The organism is Pseudomonas reidholzensis, from assembly GCF_900536025.1.
In the GTDB taxonomy this organism is placed as follows: Bacteria; Pseudomonadota; Gammaproteobacteria; order Pseudomonadales; family Pseudomonadaceae; genus Aquipseudomonas; species Aquipseudomonas reidholzensis.
Genome location: NZ_UNOZ01000039.1, coordinates 105,833 through 128,504, shown reverse-complemented (window position 1 = coordinate 128,504; position 22,672 = coordinate 105,833). Strand labels below are relative to the sequence as shown.

Below are 22,672 nucleotides of genomic sequence, written 5' to 3'. Positions count from 1 at the left end.
CACCGCGCCAAGGCACAAATCCCCTCAAAACCTGGCAAAAACGCCGTGAAACGCAATGTTTCCGGGCTTTCCGAAACTGGCACGACACCTGCAATAACCCTTGTATATCCAGTTTCGGGGACCTCGGTACAGGCAGGCCGGGAATTCCCCTCTTTTATTCGTGCGGCTCGCTGCACACCCAAACACCCAGCGTCCTCGCAGCGGCCCAGCGCCGCACAGGGGGCGCCACGGTTCTGGGGACCTCGGTACAGGCAGGCCGGGAATCCCCTCTTTTATTCGTGCGGCTCGCCGCACACGCCAACACCCAGCGCCCTCCCGGCGGCCCAACGCCGCACAGGAGACGCCACGGTTCTGGGGACCTCGGTACAGGCAGGCCGGGAATCCCCTCTTTTATTCGTGCAGCCTCACCTGCACCCGCCAACGCCCCGCGTCCTCTGCACCGGCCCACTCGCCCTGCAGCGCACGCGCGGCCACCACCGTCAGCAGCAAACCTTCCTCACTCTTGCGCAACCGCCAGCCGACCGGCTTGCCCTGCAACATCAATTGCCCGCGCGCCGCCTTGCCGGTGGCCTGGAACACCACCGCGACGGTCCCTTCGACATTTTCGCCGTGCAGCTTGGGCTCTTCGTTGAACCACAGGTCGAGACCGCCCTGGACCACCTCGACCTGCTCCAGCACGCGCTCTTCAGGGGCGGTCAGGCGGCCGATCATCAGCCCCACCAGCACACCAAACAGGGCCAGCGAGAGCATGACCCGCAGGAAGGCTTTCGAACGCAGGTCGGGTTCGGGGGTAGAATGCCCGTCATCTTCATGCTTGGAGCCGTGCATGTTTCACGTCATCCTTTTTCAACCAGAAATTCCGCCGAATACCGGCAATATCATCCGCCTCTGTGCCAACACCGGTTGCCACCTGCACCTGATCGATCCGATCGGCTTCGAGTTGGACGACAAGCGGCTGCGCCGGGCAGGGCTGGATTACCATGAGTATGCCACGCTCAAGCGCCATGAGAGCCTGGCCGGATGCCTGGAGAGCCTGGGCCAGCCGCGGCTGTTCGCGTTTACCACCAAGGGCTCGCACCCGTTCCACGAGGTGGCCTATCAGCCGGGCGATGCATTCCTGTTCGGACCTGAAAGCCGCGGCTTGCCGGCCGAGGTACTGGACAGCCTGCCGGCGGAGCAGAAGCTGCGCTTGCCGATGCAGCCAGGGTGCCGCAGCTTGAACCTGTCCAATACCGTGGCCGTGACGGTGTACGAGGCCTGGCGCCAGCAAGGCTTTGCCTGAGCCGGCACTCGCCACAAAAAAAGCGCCCCGAGGGGCGCTTTTTTATCTCGCAGCTGCGATTACTGCAGCGACGGCGCTTCGCCAGCGGCCTGCATGCGCTCCATCTCTTGCGCGTACAGGGCGTCGAAGTTGACCGGCGACAGCATCAGTGCCGGGAACGAACCACGGGTGACCAGGCTGTCCAGGGTCTCGCGCGCGTACGGGAACAGGATGTTCGGGCAGAACGCGCCCAGCGTGTGGCTCATCGACGCGGCGTCGAGGTTCTTGATCAGGAAGATACCGGCCTGTTGCACTTCGGCGATGAACGCGACTTCGTCACCGTTCTTGACGGTAACCGAGAGGGTCAGCACGACTTCATGGAAGTCGCCTTCCAGCGCCTTCTGCTTGGTGTTCAGGTCCAGGGCAACCTGCGGCTCCCACTGCTGACGGAAGACCTGCGGGCTCTTCGGCGCTTCGAACGACAGGTCACGCACATAGATGCGCTGCATGGAGAATTGAGGTGCGGTTTCGTCGGCGGCGGCGCCGTTGTTCTGTTGGTCAGTCATGGCAGATCCTTTTCCTAATGGTTTTCTAAGCGGTGTGCATCAGGCCGCGAGAAGGCTGTCGAGCTTGCCCGCCCGCTCGAGGGCATACAGGTCATCGCAACCACCGACATGGGTGCTGCCGATCCAGATCTGCGGCACCGAGGTACGGCCGGCCTTGTGGCTCATTTCGGCACGCACCTGGGGTTTACCGTCGACCTTGATTTCCTCGAACGCCACGCCCTTGCTCTGCAGCAGGGACTTGGCGCGCATGCAATAGGGGCAGTAGTCGCTGGAATAAACGATGACGGGCTTCATATCACTTCACCAAGGGCAGGTTATCGGCTTTCCAGCTGGAAACGCCACCGCTGAGCTTGGCGGCGGTGTAACCGGCTTTGAGCAGTTCACGGCAGAGGGTGCCAGACTGCTGGCCCATGCTATCGACCAGAATCAGGGTCTTGTCTTTATGCTTGTCCAGCTCGGCCATACGGCTGATGAGCTTGTCTTGCGGGATGTTCAGGGCGCCAACGATGTGGCCGGCCGAGTACTCTTTGCTGGTGCGGATATCGATGACCACGGCCTTGTCGGCGTTGACCAGCGCAGTCAGCTGAGCGTTGCTCAGGCTCTGCCCGCCACGACGGATTTCGTTGATCAGCAGCAGGATCAGCAGAACGAAGAAGATCGCCACCAGAATAAAGTGGTTTGTGGCAAATGTGATCAGGTTGGCAACCATCAGGTGTGTTCCAGGCGATTGAAAATGTCGGCCAGTATACACAGCCCCCAAGGCCCACCAAAGCCCAGCGGCCAGGGAGCAGGACAGCTTTCATCGGCGCCGCCCGGGACCCTGCTCGACCCGTAAGAGGAATTTTCGCCTCAGATGGCGTATTTGCCCTAAAATGTGTGTCTTTATCATCTTCTAGCAACCGTGAGTGGGATTGATGACGAGCACGCCTAAACCCCTGGTCCTGATCATCCTGGATGGATTCGGTCACAGCGAAAGCCCCGAGTACAACGCCATCTTTGCAGCCAACACACCGGTCTACGATCGCCTGCGCGCTACCCTGCCGCACGGCTTGATCTCAGGCTCCGGCATGGATGTCGGCCTGCCGGACGGGCAGATGGGCAACTCCGAGGTCGGCCACATGAACCTGGGGGCCGGGCGTGTCGTCTACCAGGACTTCACCCGGGTGACCAAAGCCATCCGCGACGGCGAGTTCTTCGAAAACCCGGTGCTCTGCGGCGCTGTGGACAAGGCTGCGGGCGCTGGCAAGGCCGTGCACATCCTTGGCCTGCTGTCCGACGGCGGCGTCCACAGCCATCAGGACCACCTGGTGGCGATGGCCGAGCTGGCCGCCCAGCGTGGCGCCGAAAAAATCTACCTGCACGCCTTCCTCGACGGCCGTGACACGCCGCCGCGCAGCGCGCAGTCGTCCATCGAGCTGCTCGACGCCGCCTTCGCCAAGCTCGGCAAGGGCCGCATCGCCAGCATCATCGGCCGCTACTTCGCGATGGACCGCGACAACCGCTGGGACCGCGTCAGCGCCGCCTACAACCTGATCGTCGACTCGGCCGCCGAGTACAGCGCCGACACTGCCGTGGCCGGCCTCGAAGCCGCCTACGCCCGCGACGAGAGCGACGAGTTCGTCAAGGCCACGCGCATCGGCGAGGCGGTCAAGGTCGAAGACGGCGACGCGGTGATCTTCATGAACTTCCGCGCCGACCGCGCCCGCGAGCTGTCGCGGGCGTTTGTCGAGCCCGACTTCAACGAGTTCCCGCGGGCCCGCCTGCCCAAGCTCGCCGCCTACATCGGCCTGACCCAGTACTCGGCGAAAATCGCCGCGCCCGCGGCCTTCGCCCCGGCCAGCCTGGACAACGTGCTCGGCGAATACCTGGCGAAGCACGGCAAGACCCAGCTGCGCATCGCCGAAACCGAGAAGTATGCGCACGTCACCTTCTTCTTCTCGGGTGGCCGTGAAGAACCGTTCGAAGGCGAAGAGCGCATCCTCATCCCTTCGCCGAAAGTCGCCACCTACGACCTGCAGCCGGAGATGAACGCACCCGAGGTCACCGACCGTATCGTCGAGGCCATCGAGCAGCAGCGTTTCGACGTCATCGTGGTCAACTACGCGAATGGCGACATGGTCGGCCACACCGGCGTGTTCGACGCCGCGGTCAAGGCCGTCGAGGCGCTGGACACCTGCGTCGGGCGCATCGTCGAGGCGCTGGACAAGGTTGACGGCGAAGCGCTGATCACCGCCGACCACGGCAACGTCGAGCAGATGGAAGACGAATGCACCGGCCAGGCGCACACCGCCCACACCACCGAGCCGGTACCGTTCATTTATGTCGGCAAGCGCAAGCTGAAGGTGCGTGACGGCGGCGTGCTCGCCGATGTCGCGCCGACCATGCTGCAACTGCTGGGCCTGGACAAGCCTGCCGAAATGACCGGCACCTCGATCCTGGTGGATGCCTGATGCCGCCGGGGCCGCTTTGCGGCCCCGATTGCACGGGTTTCCAGACAAACGCCTCGCCGCAGATGCCGCGAGGCGTTTTTTTTGCAGGCCCGGGCGGGCATACTAGGCCAGTCTCCATCCCTGGTACGCCCAACCTCATGCGCCGCGCCCTGATTCTTCTAGCCCTGTCCTGCCTGCTCAGCCCGGCCTTCGCCGACGAGCGCGTGCAGACCCAGCAACAACTGGATGCCACCCGCCAGGACATCGCCGAGCTCAAGAAGACGCTGGGCAAGCTCCAGGCTGAAAAATCCGGTGTGCAAAAAGACCTCAAGAGCACCGAGACCGACATCGGCGAGCTGGAGAAGCAGGTGGAGGCCCTGCAACACGAACTAAAAAAGACCCAGGGCGAACTGGAGCGCCTTGATAGCGAGAAAAAAAAACTCCAGTCCGCCCGCACTGAACAACAACAGCTGATCGCCATCCAGGCCCGTTCGGCCTACCAGAACGGTCGCGAGGAATACCTCAAGCTGCTGCTCAACCAGCAGAATCCTGAGAAGTTCGCCCGCACCCTCACCTATTACGATTACCTGAGCAAGGCGCGCCTGGAACAACTGCGCACCTTCAACGAGACCCTGCGCCAGCTGGCCAACGTCGAGCAGGACATCGCCAGCCAGCAAAGCCAGTTGCTGGCCCAGCAAGGCGACCTCGACAGCCGCCGCCAGGCGCTCGAAGGCGAACGCAGCAAGCGCCAGCAGGTGCTGGCCAAACTCAACAGTGACCTGAAAGAGCGCGACCAGAAGCTGGCCGCCCGCGAGCAGGACCAGGCCGAGCTGGGCAAGGTCCTCAAGACCATCGAAGAGACCCTGGCGCGCCAGGCCCGTGAGGCCGAAGAGGCCCGCCAGAAAGCCTTGCTGGCCCAGCAGGAAGCCGAAAAACGCCGCCAGCAGGAGGCGCTGGCCGCCGCCGCTCGGGCAACCCCCGAAGCCGTCGAAGCGCCGAAGAAAAAGGCCCTGACCACCCTCGGGCCGCTGGTGTCCGGCGACGGCGCCAACTACGGCGGTGCTTTTTCTGCGGCCCGCGGCAAACTTCCATGGCCCGTCAATGGTCGACTGCTGGCACGCTTCGGCGATGCACGCGGTGGCGATGCCCGAGCCAAGTGGGATGGGGTGATGATCAGCGCCTCCACCGGCACCCAGGTACGCGCCGTGCACGGCGGTCGCGTGGTGTTCGCCGACTGGTTGCGCGGTGCTGGACTTCTGGTCATTCTCGACCATGGTAATGGTTACCTGAGCCTGTACGGCCACAACCAGAGCCTGCTCAAGAGCGCCGGCGACGTGGTCAAGGCCGGCGAAGCGATCTCCACCGTGGGTGACAGCGGTGGCCAGGACAGCGCAGGCTTGTACTTCGCCATTCGCCAGCAGGGCCGCCCCAGCGACCCGGCGCAATGGTGCCGTGGCTAGGCATTTTTTACCTTTTACGGTTTACGGTGGCTGCACCGTTGCTCCCCCGGGAGCACCAACAGGATCAGGAGTTCGTTCGACATGCTGCACTCGCCTCGCCTCACCCAACTGGCCCTGACCGTCGCCCTGGCGATCGGTGCGCCCCTGGCCCACGCCGCCGAGCCGGCCAAGCCAGCTGCTGCTGCGCCCGCGCCAGTGCCGGCCACCGAGGTCACGGCGAAGTCGCCGCTGCCGCTCGAAGAGCTGCGCACCTTTGCCGAGGTCATGGACCGGATCAAGGCCGCCTATGTCGAGCCGGTAGACGACAAGACCCTGCTGGAAAACGCCATCAAGGGCATGCTCAGCAACCTTGACCCGCACTCGGCCTACCTCGGCCCCGAAGACTTCCAGGAGCTGCAGGAAAGCACCAGCGGCGAATTCGGCGGGCTGGGCATCGAAGTCGGCCAGGAAGACGGCTTCGTCAAAGTCGTCTCGCCGATCGACGATACCCCGGCCTCACGCGCCGGCATCGAGGCGGGCGACCTGATCGTCAAGATCAATGGCGCGCCGACCCGCGGCCAGACCATGACCGAAGCCGTCGACAAGATGCGCGGCAAGATCGGCGAAAAGATCACCCTGACCCTGGTCCGTGACGGCGGCACGCCGTTCGACGTGACCCTGGCCCGCGCGGTCATCCAGGTCAAGAGCGTGAAGAGCCAGTTGCTGGAAAACAACTACGGCTACATCCGCATTACCCAGTTCCAGGTCAAGACCGGCGACGAGGTCGGCAAGGCCCTGGCCAAGTTGCGCAAGGACAACGGCAAGAAGCTGCGCGGCGTGGTCCTCGACCTGCGCAACAACCCCGGCGGCGTGTTGCAGTCGGCAGTGGAAGTGGCCGACCACTTCCTCACCAAGGGCCTCATCGTCTACACCAAAGGCCGCATCGCCAACTCCGAACTACGCTTCTCGGCCAACGCCGCCGACGCCAGTGAAGGCGTGCCGCTGGTGGTGCTGATCAACGGTGGCAGCGCCTCCGCCTCGGAGATCGTCGCGGGTGCACTGCAAGACCAGAAGCGCGGTGTGCTGATGGGGACCGACAGCTTCGGCAAAGGCTCGGTGCAGACCGTCCTGCCGCTGGCCAACGACCGCGCCCTGAAACTCACCACGGCGCTGTACTTCACCCCTAACGGCCGCTCGATCCAGGCCCAGGGGATTGTCCCGGACATCGAAGTGCGCCCGGCCAAGCTCACCGCCGAAGCCGACACCGAGAACTTCAAGGAAGCCGACCTGCAGGGTCACCTGGGCAACGGCAACGGCGGCGCCGATCGCCCGACGGGCAGCAGCAAGCGCAAGGATCGCCCACAGGACGATGACTTCCAGCTGAGCCAGGCGCTGAGCCTGCTCAAAGGCCTGAACATCACCAAGGGCGACTGAGCCTGCCCATGCGTTATCTGCTGTTGACGCTGTTCTGCCTGCTGGCGGGCGCCGCACACGCGGCGCCCGCCAAGGCCTACATGAGCATCATCATCGACGACCTGGGGCAGAGCAGCGAGCGCGACAGCCGCACGCTGGCCCTGCCCGGCCCGGTCACCTTGGCGATCATGCCCGATACCCCGCACGCCACCGACTTTGCCCGCCAGGCGCACAAGGCCGGCAGCACGGTGATCCTGCACATGCCAATGGACCCGGCCACCGGGCCCTACGCCTGGCACCCCGAACTGACCCTGACGGAGCTGGCCAGCCGCCTTGACGCGGCATTGGCCAAGGTCCCGTATGCCGCTGGGATCAACAACCACATGGGCAGCCGCATGACCGCCCAGCGCGAGCCGATGGCCTGGCTGATGGCCGAGCTGCAACGGCGCCACCTGTTCTTCGTCGACAGCCGCACCAGCGCAGCCACGGTGGCGGCGGCCAAGGCCCAGGCACTGGACCTGGCGCATGTCTCGCGGGATGTGTTCCTTGACGATGTGCGCACCCGTGACGCTATCCAGGCCCAGTTGCAGCAAGGCGTCGAACTGGCGCGCCGGCAAGGCTCGGCGGTGTTGATCGGGCATCCCTACCCCGAGACGCTGGACGTGCTGGAACGGGAAATGCCCCGGCTCAAAAGCCAGGGCATCGAACTGATCGGCCTGCAGCAGATGATCGCCGAACGCGGCAACCAGGCCATGCCGGCCCACGGCAAGCACGGTCGCTACAGCAACCGCTGAAATGCAAAAGGCCCGAACGCAAGCGTCCGGGCCCAGAGTCATGCACTGCCGGGATCAGCTGTAGACGCGACCCAGCACTTGCCGGTGGCTCTCGAACTGGTCGAGTACATCGCGCACCACCTGCTCAGGCGTGAAGCCCATCAGGTCGTACTCCTGGCTGCCGTCCTGCAGGTACACCTCGGCACGGTAGTAGCGCTGGCGCACTTCCGTCTCACCGTCGCTCGGTGCCTCGCTCGGCGCGGCCAGGTAGCCGTCCAGGCTGACTTCATAGACGAACGGGTTGCCCTCTTCCATCATCACCCGCAGGCCCATCATGTTGCGCGACTGGCCAACTCGGCTCTCGACCTCGAAGCCTTGGCTGCGCAGCTGCTCGGCGGCCTCTTTGAGGGCCGGGCTGACGTGCTTGTCCATGAACCGCTGGACCACCGCCTGGGTAGGCTGCAGCTCCATTGCGCTGAGGCGCTCGCTGAAGCCGCGACGGCCACGGGCGGCCAGTTCGGCGCGCTCGAGTTCAAGCTGGGCGTCCTGCTTCATGGCCTTGTACAGGCCGAACATGAACAGCACCAGCACCACCGAGAACGGCAGGCCGGCGAGCACCACCATGGTCTGCATGGCGGCGAAGTTGCCGGCAAACAGCAGGCCGATGGTGACCAGGGTGATGACCACCGACCAGAACACCACCATCCAGTGCGGGGCATCTTCGTCGACCTGGCCGCCTTTGCACGACAGGTTGGCCATCATCACCGCGCCGGAGTCGGCCGGGGTGAGGAACAGCACGAAGCCGACGAACACCGCGACACCGATGACCACTTTTGCCGCCGGGAAGAACTCCAGCAGCTGGTAGATCGACATCGAAGGCTGCTCGAGCGCGGTCTTGCCCAGTTCCACGGCGCCGTGGTTCATCACCAGGTCCAGCGCCGTGTTGCCGAAGATCGACAGCCAGGCCAGGGTGAAGCCCAGCGGGATCAGCAGCACGCCGGCGACCAGCTCGCGCACGGTGCGGCCCTTGGAGATGCGCGCGATGAACATGCCGACGAACGGGCCCCAGGAAATCCACCAGGCCCAGTAGAACACGGTCCACAGGCCCAACCAGCGCTCGGACTTGTCGCCCTCGCCTTCATAGACGTAGAGGTCGAAGGTCTTCAGCACGATGCCATTGAGGTAGTCGCCGGTATTCTGCACAAAGCCGTTGAGCAGGTGCAGGGTATCGCCGGCCAGCAGGACGAAGATCAACAGGCCGCTGAACAGCACGATGTTCAGGTTGGACAGACGACGAATGCCGTTTTCCACGCCCGACACCGCCGCCACCGTTGCCACCGTGGCCATGACCAGGATCACGATCAGCAGGTTGGTCTTGCTGTGGTCCATGCCGAACAGGTATTCCAGCCCGGAGGCCACCTGCATCGAACCGATACCGAGGTTGGTCACCAGGCCCAGCAGGGTGACGAACATGCCGAAGATGTCCACCGCATGACCGGCGCCACCTTTGACCCAGCGTTCGCCCATCAGCGGGTACAGCGCCGAGCGCAGGGCCAGCGGCTGGTTGTGCCGGTAGGCGAAGTAACCCACGGCAAGACCGACCAGGGCGTAGATCGCCCAGCCGTGCAGGCCCCAGTGCAGGAAGGTCAACTGCAGCGCCTGGCGCGCGGCCTCATGGCTGGCGGCAGCGCCTTCTGGCGGGTTGAAGTAGTGGTCCAGTGGCTCGGACGCGCCGAAGTACAGCAGCGAGATACCGATACCGGAGGAAAACAGCATGCCGGCCCAGGCGCCGTAGCTGAAGTCGGGCTTGTCGTCCTTGCCGCCAAGCTTGAGCTTGCCGAAATTGGAGAAGGCCAGAACGATCACGAAGACCAGGTAACCGCCGATCACCAGCATGTAATACCAGCCGAAGCTGCGCGTCAGCCAGGTCTGGGCGACGTTGAGCACGTCACCGGCTTTTTCCGGTACAGCGATAAGCAAGGCAGTCAGAACAAGGATCAGCAGCGCGGAGGTGATGAACACCACGCGGTTGACCCGGACCCTCTCGGCGGGGGGTTTGGTGAGTGAGGCAGAAGTCATTGCACGAATGCTCCGGGCAGTGCGGGGGTGGAGGCTAATCAGTCAATCCCGAGCAATTGGTGCAATAGCCCCACTGCTACAGGTGTTATAAAAGCACCCTGGAAACCGTGATCCCGAAGCGAAACGTTGCAAAAAAACAGGCCAAAGCCCCGCTCCGAGGGCTGGCCGCGCGGCCTGTGGCCGCTCGGCAGAATCTGTCTCTTGCATCGCTCATGCCCGTCAACGCCTTGTGATTCGGGGGTTGCGCGATTTCCTGGGGTGTCAATCAATGCCGCTTGAACGGCCCTACAGGCTGTCAATGGCACAAATTGTCGCAGAGCTTATTCTTTATTGATTGAACGTTCAATCAAAACAAAATAGACTGGCCTTCGCCGAGGCAGCCGCTTGTCGTCTGCCCGCAGGCCTGAGGAGATTTGCAAGATGCCCAAGGTCGGTATGCAACCCATTCGCCGCCAGCAGTTGATCGACGCCACCCTGTTGGCGGTCGACCAGGTCGGCCTGGGAGATGCCAGCATTGCGCTGATTGCCCGTTTGGCCGGCGTGTCGAACGGCATCATCAGTCACTACTTTCAGGACAAGAACGGCCTGATCGCAGCGACCATGCGCCACCTCATGAATGCGTTGAGCGAAGGCACCGTCGCACGCCGACAGGCCCTGCTCGACCACAGCCCGCGGGCACACTTGATGGTGATCATCGAAGGCAACTTCGACGCCAGCCAGGTGAGCGGCCCGGCAATGAAAACCTGGTTGGCCTTCTGGGCCGCCAGCATGCACCAGCCGTCCTTGCACAGGTTGCAGCGGATCAACGATCACCGCCTGTATTCCAACCTGTGCTTCCAGTTCCGCCGGGTGCTGCCGCGTGATGAAGCACGCAGCGCAGCCCGCGGCCTGGCAGCCTTGATCGACGGCCTGTGGCTGCGTGGCGCCCTGTCGGGAGATGCCTTCGACACCGACCAGGCAGTACGGATTGCTTACGAATACCTGGATCTACAACTGGCTAAACAGCAGCGCCCGGACCTTATCGGCCAGGCCTCTGAACAACCGCGCGCAGCGATTGCCCAACAAGCAGGAGCACGACGCGGCTAGCCGATCACACATTGCACTTGCGAGGACACTATGGCCCGTTTCGGAACGCAAAAACTCTACATCGATGGTGGTTATGTCGACGCTGGCACTGACGCCACCTTCGAAGCCATCAACCCGGCTACCGGCGAAGTCCTCGCCCACGTGCAACGTGCCACCGAGGCCGACGTCGAGCGCGCGGTAGAAAGCGCCGAGCGCGGCCAGAAGGTCTGGGCAGCCATGACCGCCATGCAGCGTTCGCGGATCCTGCGTCGCGCCGTCGACATCCTGCGCGAGCGCAACGATGAGCTGGCCCAGCTGGAAACCCTCGACACCGGCAAGTCCTACTCGGAAACCCGCTACGTCGACATCGTCACCGGTGCCGACGTGCTCGAATACTACGCAGGCCTGGTGCCGGCGATCGAAGGCGAGCAGATCCCGCTGCGTGAAAGCTCCTTCGTCTACACCCGTCGCGAGCCGCTGGGCGTGACCGCCGGTATCGGCGCCTGGAACTACCCGATCCAGATCGCCCTGTGGAAATCCGCCCCGGCCCTGGCCGCCGGCAACGCGATGATCTTCAAGCCGTCCGAAGTCACGTCGCTGACCACCCTGAAGCTGGCCGAGATCTACACCGAAGCCGGCCTGCCGAATGGCGTGTTCAACGTCCTGACCGGCAGCGGCCGCGAAGTCGGCACCTGGCTGACCGAGCACCCACGCATCGAAAAAGTCTCGTTCACCGGCGGCACCACCACCGGCAAGAAAGTCATGGCCAGCGCCTCCAGCTCCTCGCTGAAGGAAGTCACCATGGAGCTGGGCGGCAAGTCGCCACTGATCATCTGCGCCGACGCCGACCTCGACAAGGCCGCCGACATCGCCATGATGGCCAACTTCTACAGCTCGGGCCAGGTCTGCACCAACGGCACCCGCGTGTTCATCCCGGCCTCGATGAAAGCGGCCTTCGAAGCCAAGATCGCCGAGCGTGTTGCGCGTATCCGCGTGGGCAACCCGGAAGACGAGAACACCAACTTCGGCCCGCTGGTCAGCTTCCAGCACATGGAAAGCGTGCTCGGCTACATCGCCAAGGGTAAAGCAGAGGGCGCCCGCGTACTGTGTGGCGGCGAGCGTCTGACCGACGGTGACTTCGCCAAGGGCGCCTTCGTCGCCCCGACCGTGTTCACCGACTGCACCGACGAGATGACCATCGTCAAGGAAGAGATCTTCGGCCCGGTCATGAGCATCCTCAGCTACGAGACCGAAGAAGAAGTGGTGCGCCGCGCCAACGACACCGAATACGGCCTGGCCGCCGGTGTCTGCACCAACGACATCAGCCGCGCCCACCGCATCATCCACCAGCTCGAAGCCGGCATCTGCTGGATCAACGCCTGGGGTGAGTCGCCGGCAGAAATGCCGGTCGGTGGCTACAAGCAGTCGGGCGTCGGCCGTGAAAACGGCGTCAGCTCGCTGGCCCAGTACACCCGCATCAAGTCGGTACAGGTCGAGCTGGGCGGCTACACCTCGGTGTTCTAAGCACCCCGTGTAGTCACGCCCGTGCCGCACGGCACGGGCGTTCCCGCTTCCTGTTCACCGCCAAACGAGGGTACTTGTCATGTCCCAACAGTTCGATTACATCATCGTCGGTGCCGGCTCGGCCGGTAACACGATCGCTACCCGCCTGACCGAAGACGCCAACGTCAGCGTCCTGCTGCTCGAGGCCGGTGGCCCCGACTACCGCTTCGACTTCCGCACGCAGATGCCGGCCGCGCTGGCCTTCCCGCTGCAAGGCCGCCGCTACAACTGGGCCTACGAGACCGACCCGGAGCCGCACATGGACGGCCGCCGGATGGAATGCGGTCGCGGCAAGGGCCTGGGTGGCTCGTCGCTGATCAACGGCATGTGCTACATCCGCGGCAACGCCCTGGACTTCGACGGCTGGGCTGAACTGCCAGGCCTGGCAGACTGGACCTACCTAGACTGCCTGCCGTACTTCAAGAAAGCTGAAACCCGCGACATCGGCCCCAACGACTACCACGGTGGCGAAGGTCCGGTCAGCGTCGCCACGCCCAAGGCGGGCAACAACCCGCTGTTCCACGCCATGGTCGACGCCGGCGTGCAGGCCGGTTACCCGCGTACTGAAGACCTCAACGGTTACCAGCAGGAAGGCTTCGGCCCGATGGACCGTTCGGTGACCAAGAAAGGCCGCCGTTCGAGCACCGCCCGCGGTTACCTGGACCAGGCCAAGAAGCGCCCGAACCTGACCATCGTCACCCACGCCCTCAGCGACCGCATCCTGTTCGACGGCAAGCGCGCCGTCGGCGTGACCTACCTGGTCGGCGACAGCGAAGAGCGCATGGAAGCCCGTGCCCGCAAGGAAGTCATCGTCAGCTCCGGCGCGATCGCTTCGCCGCAACTGCTGCAGCGCTCCGGCGTCGGCCCGCGCGCCCTGCTGGAAAGCCTCGACGTGCCGGTCGTGCATGACCTGCCAGGCGTCGGCGAGAACCTCCAGGACCACCTCGAGCTGTACCTGCAGTACGCCTGCACCCAGCCGGTCTCGCTGTACCCGTCGCTGCTCTGGTGGAACCAGCCGGCCATCGGTGCCGAGTGGCTGTTCAACGGTACCGGCATCGGCGCCAGCAACCAGTTCGAGGCCGGTGGTTTCATCCGCACCCGTCCTGAGTTCGAGTGGCCGAACATCCAGTACCACTTCCTGCCGGTGGCGATCAATTACAACGGCTCCAACGGCGTCAAGGAACACGGCTTCCAGGCGCACATGGGCTCCATGCGTTCGCCTAGCCGCGGCCGTATCCAGCTCAAGTCGAAGGACCCGCGCCAGCACCCGAGCATCCTCTTCAACTACATGGCCACCGAGCAGGACTGGCAGGAATTCCGCGACGGCATCCGCCTGACCCGTGAAATCATGGCCCAGCCGGCGCTGGACCCGTACCGTGGCCGCGAAATCAGCCCGGGCGAGCACGTGCAGACGGACGAGCAGCTGGACCAGTTCATCCGCGAACACGCCGAAACCGCGTTCCACCCGTCCTGCTCGTGCAAGATGGGCACCGACGAGATGGCCGTGGTCGACGACCAGGGTCGCGTGCATGGCATGCAAGGCCTGCGCGTGGTCGATGCGTCGATCATGCCGATCATCATCACCGGCAACCTCAACGCCACCACGATCATGATCGCCGAGAAAATCTCGGACAAGATCCGTGGCCGCCAGGCCCTGCCGCGCAGCACCGCCAAGTACTACGTGGCGAACGGCGCGCCGGTCAAAGGCAAGGCCATGCGTGAAGTGAAGCAAGGCTGAGCTGTTGCGCCTGGCGAGCGCTTCGCGCTCGTTCGCGGGTAAACCCGCTCCCACAAGGGTTCACCGCAACCTCTGTGGGGTTTACCCGCGAAGAGGCCAGCACTTACGACATCTGAAAAGGCACCCGTCGCGGTGCCTTTTTTTCATATGCAGAAACGCTTTACACCCTGCCAATTCATCAGGTTAGAATCGATTGGCACGCGACCTGCTAGCTTTTGCTGAAAAGTCTGCTAGGAAGTCCTCCCCCTGCACTATCCCCCGGAGTAACGCCTTTGGATGCAAGCACCATCAACAGCCTGTTCCTGATCGGCGCATTGCTGGTGGGTGCAAGTATCCTGGTCAGCTCGCTGTCATCGCGCCTGGGCATCCCGATCCTGGTCATCATCCTGGCGGTCGGCATGGTTGCCGGCGTGGACGGTGGCGGCATCATCTTCAACAACTACCCGACCGCCTACCTGGTGGGCAACCTGGCGTTGGCCGTGATCCTCCTCGACGGCGGCCTGCGCACGCGGGTGGCGAGCTTCCGCGTGGCCCTCTGGCCGGCGCTGTCGCTGGCCACCGTGGGCGTGCTGATCACCACGGCGCTGACCGGCATGGTCGCCGCCTGGCTGTTCGACCTGAGCCTGATCCAGGGCCTGCTGATCGGCGCCATCGTCGGCTCCACCGACGCCGCGGCGGTGTTCTCGCTGCTCGGCGGCAAGGGCCTCAATGAACGGGTCACGGCGACACTGGAGATCGAGTCGGGCAGCAACGACCCGATGGCGGTGTTCCTCACCGTCACCCTGATCGACATGATCGCGAGCGGCCAGACCGGCCTGCACTGGAGCCTGCTGACCCACCTGATCCGAGAATTCGGCATCGGCGGCCTGGTCGGCCTGGGCGGCGGCTGGCTGATGCTGCAGATGGTCAACCGGATCAACCTGGCCAGTGGCCTCTACCCGATCCTGGTAGTGGCCGGTGGCCTGGTGGTGTTCTCGCTGACCAACGCCCTGCACGGCAGCGGCTTCCTGGCCGTGTACCTGTGCGGCCTGGTGCTCGGCAACCGGCCGATCCGCAGCCGCCACGGCATCCTGCACATGCTCGACGGCATGGCCTGGCTGGCACAGATCGGCATGTTCCTGGTGCTCGGCCTGCTGGTCACGCCGCACGACCTGCTGCCGATCGCCCTGCCGGCGCTGGGCCTGGCGCTGTGGATGATCCTGGTGGCCCGACCGCTGTCGGTGGTCGCCGCACTGCTGCCGTTCAAGGCCTTCCACGGCCGCGAAAAAGGCTTTATCGCCTGGGTCGGGCTGCGCGGTGCGGTCCCGATCATTCTTGCGGTGTTCCCGCTGATGGCCGGGCTGCCGCAGGCGCAGCTATTCTTCAACCTGGCGTTCTTCATCGTGCTGGTGTCGCTGTTGGTGCAAGGCACCAGCCTGCCGTGGATGGCCAAGCTGCTCAAAGTCACCGTACCGCCCGACCCGGCGCCGATCTCTCGCTCGGCCCTGGAAGTGCACGTCACCAGCGAGTGGGAGCTGTTCGTCTACCGCCTCGGCGCGGAAAAGTGGTGCATCGGCGCCGCCCTTCGCGAGCTGAAGATGCCCGAGGGCACGCGGATTGCCGCGCTGTTCCGCGCCGAACAACTGCTGCACCCGTCGGGCAGTACCGTGCTGGAAGTCGGCGACATGCTCTGCGTGATCGGCCACGAGCACAACCTGCCGGCGCTGGGCAAACTGTTCAGCCAGGCGCCACAGCGTGGCCTGGACCTGCGCTTCTTCGGCGACTTCGTCCTCGAAGGCGATGCCGAGCTGGGTGCCGTGGCGGCACTTTATGGCCTGAAACTGGACGGCCTGGACGCCAATATGCCGCTGGCGCAGTTCATCCGACAAAAGGTCGGAGGCGCTCCAGTAGTAGGGGATCAGATCGAATGGCACGGCACAATCTGGACCGTCGCGGTCATGGACGGGAACAAGATCCACAAAGTCGGCGTCAGATTCCCCGAAGGAACCCGACCTGGCCCTGGCCTGTTCCTCTAAATTCCGATTCGCCTCGATACACAAGAATCCTGCCTATGTCCCTGCGTGTGCACCTGCGCGCAGCCCTCCTCGGGCTGTGCTTGTCCCTCTCGTTTGCCGCCACCGCGGCCGAGGCCCCGACCACCGCCAGCATTCAGAACAGCCTCGACAAGATCGCCGAGCGCAAGCTCCCCGAAGCTGAGCAGAAGGCCCTGCAGCAGGTCCTCGAGCAGACGCTCAGCCTGCTCGGCACCCAGCAGGACAGCGAGAAGAAACTCGCCGAGCTCAAGCAGCAGCTGGCCGACGCGCCGCGCCTGACCAGCGAAAGCCAGCGCGAACTGGCCAAGCTCAAGGCCAGCAAGAGCGTGCTGCCGAGCCAGCGCTACGGCAACTTGTCGGTGCCCCAGCTGGAGCAGATCCTCAGCGAGCGCAACACCCAGCAGGGTGAGTTGCAAAAGGCGCTGTCCGACGCCAACAGCCTGATCATCAACTCGCAGACGCGCCCCGAGCGGGCGCAGGCCGAGATCAGCAACAACCAGATCCGCGCACAAAAGATCAACAGCAGCCTCAAATCCGGCAAGGACAACGGCAAGAGCCTCTCCAGCGATCAGCGCAACCAGCTCAATGCCGAGCTCGCCGCGCTCAACGCGCAGACCCTGCTACGGCGCCAGGAACTGGCCGGCAACGGCCTGCTGCAAGACCTCGGCAACGCCCAGCACGACCTGCTGATCGAACGTGCGGCGCGCCTGGAGCAAGAGATCCAGGCCCTGCAGACGCTGATCAACGACAAGCGCCTGGCGCAGTCGCAGCAAACCGTCACCCAGCAGTCGATCGAAGCACAGAAAGCCGGCGGCAGCAGCCTGCTGGCCAACGAGAGCGCGGCCAACCTGAAGCTCTCCGACTACCTGCTCAAGAGCACCGACCGGCTCAACGAGCTGACCCAGCAGAACCTCAAGACCAAGCAGCAGCTCGACAGCCTGACCCAGGCCGACCAGGCCCTGGACGAGCAGATCAACGTGCTCAAGGGCAGCCTACTGCTGTCCAAGATCCTCTACAAGCAGAAGCAGACCCTGCCGCACCTCAAGCTCGACCGCGACCTGGCCGACCAGATCGCCGACATTCGCCTGTATCAGTTCGAGGTCAACCAGCAGCGCGAACAGATGAGCAACCCGACCGGCTACGTCGACCGGCTGCTCGCCACCCAACCCGAGCAGGACGTCAACCCGGCGCTGCGCAAGGCCTTGCTGGAAGTGGCGGTGACCCGCAACGACCTGCTCGAACGGCTCAACCGTGAACTGTCGGCCCTGCTCAACGAGTCGATCACCCTGCAGCTCAACCAGAAGCAGCTGCTGAGCACCGCCCAAGGCCTGCGCACCACCCTTGAAGAGCAGATGTTCTGGATCCCCAGCAACAAGCCGCTGGACTGGGAATGGTTGAGCACGGTGCCGGGGCGCTTCGTCGAGCAGGTCGCCAGCCTGCCGTGGGGCTCGGGCGTCAAAGAGGTGGTGCAAGGGCTGAGCCAGCGGCCGCTGCTGTTCCTGCCGTTGCTGCTGTTGATCGGGGCCCTGCTGTGGCGCCGGCGCTACCTGTACCAGCGGCTGAGCAAGGTCCACCAGGACATCGGCCACTTCAAGCGCGACAGCCAGTGGCATACGCCGCAGGCGCTGCTGATCAACGTCTTGCTGGCGATGCCGCTGAGCCTGGCGCTGGCGCTGTGCGCGTACATCCTGCAGGTCGATGCGCGCGGGCAGAACGCCAACCTCAGCGCGGCGCTGTGGCAGATCGCCCAGGCCTGGCTGGTGTTCTACACCGCCTACCGGATCCTCGCCCCTGGCGGCGTGGCGGAGATCCACTTCCGCTGGCACAAGCCGCAGGTCGAATTCCTCCGTGGCTGGGTGCGCCGCCTGGGCAGCGTGGTGCTGGCGCTGGTCGGCGTGGTGGCGGTGGCCGAGCACCAGCCCTCGGCGCTGGCCGACGACGTGCTCGGCATCGGCGTGGTGCTGACCTGCTACGCACTGATGGCCTGGCTGCTCAGCCGGCTGCTGTTGAGCAGCCCGGCGCACCGCGACACCTCATTGTTCCGCAAGGCAGTCGGGGTGGCCTTTACCGCCCTGCCGATCGCGCTGTTCGTGGCGGTCTGCTTCGGCTACTACTACACCGCCCTGAAGCTCACCGACCGCCTCATCTACACCCTCTACCTGCTGCTGTTCTGGCTGGTGATCGAAGCCGCGTTCGTCCGCGGCCTGTCGGTGGCGGCGCGGCGCCTGGCCTACCAGCGTGCGCTGAGCAAACGCCAGGCGAGCAAGGAAGGCCTGGACGGCGAAGTGATCACCGAAGAGCCGACCCTGGACATCGAGCAGGTCAACCAGCAGTCGTTGCGGTTGATTCGCCTGGCCCTGCTGGGGGGCTTCATCGGGGGCCTGTACTGGGTCTGGGCGGACCTGATCACGGTGTTCGCCTACCTCAACAACTTCACCCTGTACGAGTACACCAGCGGCACGGGCGCCGCCGCCAGCATGGTGCCGATCAGCCTTGGCGACCTGCTCGGGGCGCTGGTGATCATCGGCATCACCTTTGCCTTGGCCGGCAACTTGCCGGGGCTGCTCGAGGTGCTGGTGCTGTCGCGCCTGAACCTGGCCCAAGGCAGCGCCTACGCCACCACCACGCTGCTGTCGTACGTGATTGCCGGGGTCGGCTTCGTCAGCACCCTGTCGACCCTCGGGGTCAGCTGGGACAAGCTGCAGTGGCTGGTCGCCGCGCTGTCGGTGGGCCTGGGCTTCGGCATGCAGGAGATCTTCGCCAACTTCATCTCCGGCATCATGATCCTGTTCGAGCGCCCGGTGCGCATCGGCGACACCATCACCATCGGCAACCTGTCGGGCACGGTGAGCAAGATCCGCATTCGCGCGACCACCATCACCGATTTCGACCGCAAGGACATCATCGTCCCGAACAAGACCTTCATCACCGGGCAGTTGATCAACTGGTCGCTGACCGACACGGTCACGCGGGTGACCCTCAAGCTCGGCATCGACTACGGCTCGGACCTCGACCTGGTCCGCGACCTGCTGCTCAAGGGTGCCCACCAGAACCCGCGGGTGCTCAAGGACCCGGAACCGCTCGTGTACTTCCTCAACTTCGGCGAGAGTTCGCTCGATCACGAGCTGCGCATGCATGTGCGTGACCTGGGTGACCGCAACCCGACCCTGGATGAGATCAACCGGTACATCAACCGCGAGTTCAAGGCGCACAACATCAAGATCTCGGTGCGGCAGGTCGAGGTGTTCCTGATGGATACGCTGGGGCAAAAGCAGCAGTTGATTGCCGTTGAAGGTGGCGATGGCACGCCGCCGCAGGGCGCTCGGCCAGTGTGACTGGACGTCAGCCAGCGTGAGCCGCAGAATCGCTGCGAGGGCTGCGCCCTCGTTCGCGGGTGAACCCGCTCCCACCAGGACCCAGTGAACCCTGTGGGAGCGGGTTCACCCGCGAAGGGCCGCAAAGCGGCCCCACTTTCGCCATGCCAGGAGCCGGCCTTTGAAAGCCCTCGACCAACTGACCTTCGACAACCGCTTCGCCCGCCTGGGCGACGCGTTTTCCACCCAGGTCCTGCCCGACCCGATCGCCGGCCCGCGCCTGGTCGTCGCCAGCACCGCTGCCATGGCCCTGCTCGACCTCGACCCGGCCCAGGCCGACCTGGCGCTGTTTGCCGAACTGTTCAGCGGCCAGCAGTCCTGGCAAGACGCCGACCCACGGGCGATGGTCTACTCCGGCCACCAGTTCGGCTCCTACAACCCGCGCCTGGGTGATGGCCGCGGGCTGCTGCTGGGCGAGGTGGTCAATGACGCGGGCGAGCACTGGGACCTGCACCTCAAGGGCGCCGGCCAGACCCCGTACTCGCGCATGGGCGACGGCCGCGCCGTGCTGCGCTCGTCGATCCGCGAGTTCCTCGGCTCCGAAGCCCTGCACGCCCTGGGCATCCCCAGCAGCCGCGCGCTGTGCGTGATCGGCTCGAGCACGCCGGTCTGGCGCGAGACCCAGGAAAGCGCCGCGATGCTCCTGCGCGTGGCGCCGAGCCATGTCCGCTACGGCCACTTCGAATACTTCTACTACACGCGCCAGCCCGAGCAGCAGCAGTTGCTCATCGATCACGTGCTCGAGCAGCACTACCCCGAATGCCGCGCGGCCGAGCTGCCGTACCTGGCGATGTTCCGCAGCATCGTCGAGCGCAATGCCGAGCTGACCGCGCGCTGGCAGGCCTATGGCTTCTGCCACGGGGTGATGAACAGCGACAACATGTCGATCCTGGGCATCACCTTCGACTTCGGCCCGTTCGCCTTCCTCGACGATTTCGACGCCAACTTTATCTGTAACCATTCCGATGACCGTGGCCGCTACAGCTATTCGAACCAAGTGCCGATTGCCCACTGGAACCTCAGTGCACTCGCCCAGGCACTGACACCGTTCATCGAAGTCGAGGCGCTGAAGGAAGCGTTGGGGCTGTTCCTGCCGCTGTACCAGGCGCATTACCTGGACCTGATGCGCCGGCGCCTGGGGCTGACTACCGCTGAAGAGGATGACCTGGCGCTGGTCGAGCGGCTGCTGCAGTGCATGCAGCGTGGCGGTGTCGACTACACGCTGTTCTTCCGCCGGCTTGGCGAGCAGCCGGTGGCTGACGCACTGAAGGTGGTGCGCGATGACTTCATCGACCTGGCCGGCTTCGATGCCTGGGGCGCCGACTATCTCGCCCGTTGTGAAGGTGAGCCGGGCAATGCCGAGGGTCGACGGGAGCGGATGCAGGCGGTGAACCCGCTGTACATCTTGCGCAACTACCTGGCGCAGAAGGCCATCGAAGCGGCTGAGGGGGGTGATTACACTGAGGTGCGGCGCTTGCACCAAGTGCTGAGCAGGCCGTTCGAGGAACAACCAGGGATGCAGGCTTACGCCGAAAGGCCGCCGGAGTGGGGCAAGCATCTGGAGATCAGTTGCTCGTCTTGAACCCGCCGCAGCCCGATAAATTCAAGGAAACCGCAATGTCCGACCCGTTAGTAATCCCCTGCCCCCACTGCAACGGCCTCAACCGCCTGCCCACCGCCCGTCTCGACGACGCACCGAAATGCGGCCGCTGCAAACAGGACGTGCTACTGGGCAAACCCTTCGACCTCACTGAAAGCACCTACGCCAGCCAGATCAAAGGCGATCTGCCGTTGCTGCTGGACGTCTGGGCCGACTGGTGCGGCCCGTGCAAAGCCTTCGCGCCGATTTTTACCCAGGCCGCTGGCCAGCTCAGCGGCCGCTGCCGCCTGGCCAAGCTCGACAGCGAAGCGAATCGCAACCTGGCCGGGCAACTGGGCATCCGCTCGATCCCTAGCCTGATCCTGTTCAAGAACGGCCGCGAAGTCGCCCGCCAGGCTGGTGCGTTTCCGCTGCAATCACTGATGGAGTGGCTGCGCAGCCAAGGGGTCTAGGCATTCTCTTCAAGCAGGCTATGCAATTCGACAAACTGCTGCGTCAGCTTGTGCCGAGGCTCCAAGTGGATGAGCGGCAAGCTGGCGTGGTGCGACTCGCGCATCTTCACCGAGCTGCTCAGGTACACCGGCAGCACCGGCATCCCCTCTTCCAGCAACTCGTCGAGCATCTGCTGAGGCAAACTGGCGCGTGACTGGAACTGGTTGACGACGATCCCCTCGACCACCAGGCCCTCGTTGTGGTCTTCCTTCAGCTCCTCGATCTCGGCCAATAGCCCATACAGCGCCTGGCGCGAAAAACTGTCGCAGTCGAAAGGGATCAAAACGCGATCAGCCGCGATCAACGCTGAAACCGCATAGAAATTCAGCGCCGGCGGGGTATCGATGTAGATCCGCTCATAGTCCTCATCAAGATCATCCAGCAGCTTTCGCAGCTTGTTGATCTTGTGCTTGGCCTCGAGCTTGGGCTGCAGGTCGGCCAGCTCGGCGGTCGCGGTGACCACATGGAGGTTGTCGAAAGGCGTCTCGTAGATATCGACTTTGTTCTTCTTGGTAAACGGCCCGCTGGACAGGCTCTGCTTGAAGAAGTCGGCAATCCCCATGGGGATGTCGTCACCGGTCAGCCCGGTCAGGTACTGGGTCGAGTTGGCCTGGGCATCCAGGTCGATCAACAGGGTCCGATAGCCCTCGTTGGCGCTGACCGCCGCCAGGTTGCAGGCAATGCTCGACTTGCCCACGCCACCTTTCTGATTGAACACCACGCGCCGCATGAGAGACCTCCGTGTATCAACGAATGCCCGAGTATGTGTGCAGCGACCAGGCTTGACCAGCCCATGTTGTCGGTTGCACCGCCACTGATCGTGCGCCCCGGCAATTTTTCCGCGAAA

18 protein-coding genes are annotated in these 22,672 nt (G+C 64.3%); 12 read left to right on the top strand and 6 right to left on the bottom strand.

Going from position 1 to position 22,672, the window contains the following annotated elements:
• Positions 1-390: 390 nt before the first annotated feature.
• Complete coding sequence (locus tag CCOS865_RS27120; RefSeq protein ID WP_119146719.1) at positions 391-828, bottom strand: hypothetical protein; 438 nt, start codon at positions 826-828, stop codon at positions 391-393.
• Between CCOS865_RS27120 and trmL the strand changes: the two genes are divergently transcribed.
• Positions 827-1,282 carry a tRNA (uridine(34)/cytosine(34)/5-carboxymethylaminomethyluridine(34)-2'-O)-methyltransferase TrmL gene (trmL, locus tag CCOS865_RS27115; RefSeq protein ID WP_119146717.1) on the top strand — a complete coding sequence of 152 codons (456 nt, stop codon included), beginning with the start codon at positions 827-829 and terminating at the stop codon, positions 1,280-1,282. The two genes, CCOS865_RS27120 and trmL, sit on opposite strands and share 2 nt — an antisense overlap.
• A 59-nt stretch (positions 1,283-1,341) precedes the next feature.
• Here the strand turns inward: trmL and secB are convergent, their stop codons facing one another.
• Genes secB through CCOS865_RS27100 form a run of 3 tightly spaced genes read right to left on the bottom strand, consistent with a single transcriptional unit; the run spans position 1,342 to position 2,536 of the window.
• Positions 1,342-1,827, bottom strand: coding sequence for a protein-export chaperone SecB (gene secB / locus CCOS865_RS27110; RefSeq protein WP_119146715.1), 486 nt, complete (start codon positions 1,825-1,827; stop codon positions 1,342-1,344).
• A gap of 39 nt (positions 1,828-1,866) precedes the next feature.
• Positions 1,867-2,121: a glutaredoxin 3 gene (gene grxC / locus CCOS865_RS27105; RefSeq protein WP_119146713.1), complete on the bottom strand. Its 255-nt coding sequence runs from the start codon at positions 2,119-2,121 to the stop codon at positions 1,867-1,869.
• Position 2,122: 1 nt separating this feature from the next.
• Complete coding sequence (locus CCOS865_RS27100; RefSeq protein ID WP_119146711.1) at positions 2,123-2,536, bottom strand: rhodanese-like domain-containing protein; 414 nt, start codon at positions 2,534-2,536, stop codon at positions 2,123-2,125.
• A gap of 205 nt (positions 2,537-2,741) precedes the next feature.
• On the opposite strand from CCOS865_RS27100, the gene gpmI reads away from it, so the two are divergent.
• The 4 genes from gpmI to CCOS865_RS27080 all read left to right on the top strand — a co-directional run bounded on the left by gpmI (position 2,742) and on the right by CCOS865_RS27080 (position 7,902).
• Positions 2,742-4,277: a 2,3-bisphosphoglycerate-independent phosphoglycerate mutase gene (gpmI, locus tag CCOS865_RS27095; RefSeq protein ID WP_119146709.1), complete on the top strand. Its 1,536-nt coding sequence runs from the start codon at positions 2,742-2,744 to the stop codon at positions 4,275-4,277.
• A 137-nt stretch (positions 4,278-4,414) separates the two neighbouring features.
• Positions 4,415-5,716, top strand: a complete 1,302-nt coding sequence (locus CCOS865_RS27090; RefSeq protein ID WP_119146707.1) for a murein hydrolase activator EnvC family protein — start codon at positions 4,415-4,417, stop codon at positions 5,714-5,716.
• 81 nt (positions 5,717-5,797) lie between these two features.
• On the top strand, positions 5,798-7,129 hold the full coding sequence (locus tag CCOS865_RS27085) for a S41 family peptidase (RefSeq protein WP_119146705.1): 1,332 nt from the start codon (positions 5,798-5,800) through the stop codon (positions 7,127-7,129).
• Between the two features lie 8 nt (positions 7,130-7,137).
• Positions 7,138-7,902 carry a divergent polysaccharide deacetylase family protein gene (locus CCOS865_RS27080; protein WP_119146703.1) on the top strand — a complete coding sequence of 255 codons (765 nt, stop codon included), beginning with the start codon at positions 7,138-7,140 and terminating at the stop codon, positions 7,900-7,902.
• A gap of 54 nt (positions 7,903-7,956) precedes the next feature.
• Here CCOS865_RS27080 and betT read toward each other — a convergent pair whose 3' ends face one another.
• Positions 7,957-9,960: a choline BCCT transporter BetT gene (gene betT, locus CCOS865_RS27075; protein ID WP_119146702.1), complete on the bottom strand. Its 2,004-nt coding sequence runs from the start codon at positions 9,958-9,960 to the stop codon at positions 7,957-7,959.
• Between the two features lie 420 nt (positions 9,961-10,380).
• On the opposite strand from betT, the gene betI reads away from it, so the two are divergent.
• From betI to trxC, 7 genes are all read left to right on the top strand, one after another.
• Entirely contained in the window at positions 10,381-11,046 is a 666-nt protein-coding gene (gene betI / locus CCOS865_RS27070; RefSeq protein WP_119146700.1) for a transcriptional regulator BetI, read from the top strand.
• Between the two features lie 30 nt (positions 11,047-11,076).
• Positions 11,077-12,549, top strand: coding sequence for a betaine-aldehyde dehydrogenase (gene betB / locus CCOS865_RS27065; protein ID WP_119146698.1), 1,473 nt, complete (start codon positions 11,077-11,079; stop codon positions 12,547-12,549).
• Between the two features lie 79 nt (positions 12,550-12,628).
• The gene (gene betA, locus CCOS865_RS27060) at positions 12,629-14,326 is read left to right on the top strand and encodes a choline dehydrogenase (RefSeq protein WP_119146696.1); all 1,698 of its coding nucleotides are present in this window, start codon (positions 12,629-12,631) and stop codon (positions 14,324-14,326) included.
• Between the two features lie 272 nt (positions 14,327-14,598).
• A complete protein-coding gene (locus CCOS865_RS27055; protein WP_119146694.1) occupies positions 14,599-16,341 on the top strand; it encodes a potassium/proton antiporter in 1,743 nt (580 codons plus the stop codon).
• 35 nt (positions 16,342-16,376) lie between these two features.
• Complete coding sequence (gene mscK / locus CCOS865_RS27050) at positions 16,377-19,694, top strand: mechanosensitive channel MscK (protein ID WP_119146692.1); 3,318 nt, start codon at positions 16,377-16,379, stop codon at positions 19,692-19,694.
• A gap of 160 nt (positions 19,695-19,854) precedes the next feature.
• A complete protein-coding gene (gene selO / locus CCOS865_RS27045; protein ID WP_119146690.1) occupies positions 19,855-21,315 on the top strand; it encodes a protein adenylyltransferase SelO in 1,461 nt (486 codons plus the stop codon).
• A gap of 35 nt (positions 21,316-21,350) precedes the next feature.
• Positions 21,351-21,785 (top strand): thioredoxin TrxC, encoded by a 435-nt coding sequence (gene trxC / locus CCOS865_RS27040; RefSeq protein WP_119146688.1) that lies wholly within the window; start codon positions 21,351-21,353, stop codon positions 21,783-21,785.
• Here trxC and CCOS865_RS27035 read toward each other — a convergent pair.
• A complete protein-coding gene (locus tag CCOS865_RS27035; protein ID WP_119146686.1) occupies positions 21,782-22,555 on the bottom strand; it encodes a ParA family protein in 774 nt (257 codons plus the stop codon). The two genes, trxC and CCOS865_RS27035, sit on opposite strands and share 4 nt — an antisense overlap.
• Positions 22,556-22,672 lie beyond the last annotated feature (117 nt).